Below are 1,451 nucleotides of genomic sequence, written 5' to 3' on the forward strand. Positions count from 1 at the left end.
TGTTAGTGGCAGTGCATTTGATTTAAAGCGTTATAGGCATTATATCCCATTCGCTATTTAACAAACGGTGGATATAACAACGGTCGGCTTGTTTTATCAATTCTTCTTTCTGCTCTTCGGAAAGATTACCTTCAATAATCATTTTAATTTGAATAGTGGTTTTTAGCCCTCCTTCCCCTCTTGCTACTTCTTGCACTAGTTCGGCTGTTACATTCTCTATCTCCCAGTTGTTTTTGCGAGCAATAAAACGGACAGTTCCGACTTTGCACATTGCCAAACCGCTTAAAACAAGTTCTGAGGGTGCTAAACCTAAATCTGTTCCTTTACTTGTGATAGGTTCGTCACCAATAATGGTGTGCTTACCATTAGTGATAATACTTTGGAAGCCTTCTTCAATGTTTTTAATTTTAATTACTGTTGCCATTTTTATATAAATTTAGATTCTAAAAGTTTAATTTTATCAAATATAATAGGAGGATAATATGAATGTGCATCTGCACAAATAGTGCATTTTCCAGTTTTAATATTAATATCGTCATCAAGGTCTTGATAAGGAAAAATATTGAATAATAATTCGTGTTGCAAAAGAGTTCTATAAAATAAAATATGTTGTGATTTTGAAGAAATAGTATCAATGCGATTGAATAATTCTTCTGCACTTTTCAAAATACTTAATAATTCTCTTACTCCATCATACATAAGTACATCATCTGTATTATGAATATCTACTTTCATTTGTTCCAAATCATTTAAGAAACATTTTATGGCTCTTTTTCCATACAACAGTTGTTTTCCATTTGCATCAGAAAACTCATAACTGAAATTTTTTATTGTTTCTTGAAAGAAAGAATAAAAAGTCCGTATTTGTTCTGTATTGTGTTGTTGTTCTTCCTTTATATTGTCTTTTTCTATTTGATTTTGCACTATGCCATTTGCTGAAAGTTGAGCTTTTAACGCTAAATATAGAAGTATAGAGCCAATGAGTTGAGAAATAGGATTTGTTATACCGCCAATCGCATCGCCAACAACGCCAAAATTACCAATGCCTGTTTTATTGAGCAATGGAAGTAGTAATGGAAATAAAAATGTTAATAAAATACCAAAAAGCAAGAGCCATTTTGCATTTTTATCAAGACTATTTTTCATTCTTTATTTTTTAAATTGCTTCATTAAAAATTTATGTCTTCGTCCATTATTTCTTTAGTTTATCCTGATAAAGCGATTTTAATTTTGCTAATTTTGGATTTATTACTGCCATACAATAACCAGTTTCGCTATTGCGATTGTAATAGTCTTGGTGATTGGCTTCTGCCTTATGGAAATGTTCAAACATTTTCACTTCTGTTACTATCATATCATCGTAGGCAGATTGAACATCTTCAATGACCTTTAATGCTTGCATTTTTTCATCGTCTGTTCTGTAAAAAATAATGCTACGATATTGTGTTCCT

At 31.2% G+C, this 1,451-nt stretch carries 3 protein-coding genes; all 3 read right to left on the reverse strand.

The window, feature by feature from the left end:
• Positions 1 to 22: 22 nt before the first annotated feature.
• Positions 23 to 424 carry an OsmC family protein gene (locus F564_RS0117675; RefSeq protein WP_028123739.1) on the reverse strand — a complete coding sequence of 134 codons (402 nt, stop codon included), beginning with the start codon at positions 422 to 424 and terminating at the stop codon, positions 23 to 25.
• A gap of 2 nt (positions 425 to 426) precedes the next feature.
• Positions 427 to 1,146 carry a hypothetical protein gene (locus F564_RS0117680; protein WP_028123740.1) on the reverse strand — a complete coding sequence of 240 codons (720 nt, stop codon included), beginning with the start codon at positions 1,144 to 1,146 and terminating at the stop codon, positions 427 to 429.
• A gap of 46 nt (positions 1,147 to 1,192) precedes the next feature.
• Positions 1,193 to 1,451, reverse strand: a 259-nt coding sequence (locus F564_RS0117685; RefSeq protein ID WP_028123741.1) for a peptide-methionine (S)-S-oxide reductase, incomplete at its 5' end; no start/stop codon positions are given.

Origin of the sequence: Epilithonimonas tenax DSM 16811, from assembly GCF_000428485.1 — a bacterium.
GTDB classification, from domain to species: Bacteria; Bacteroidota; Bacteroidia; order Flavobacteriales; family Weeksellaceae; genus Epilithonimonas; species Epilithonimonas tenax.

Coding starts and splice junctions, on each gene's coding strand:
- F564_RS0117675 (WP_028123739.1), bottom strand. CDS start 424: ATGGCAACAGTAATTAAAATTAAAAACATTGAAGAAGGCTTCCAAAGT.
- F564_RS0117680 (WP_028123740.1), bottom strand. CDS start 1,146: ATGAAAAATAGTCTTGATAAAAATGCAAAATGGCTCTTGCTTTTTGGT.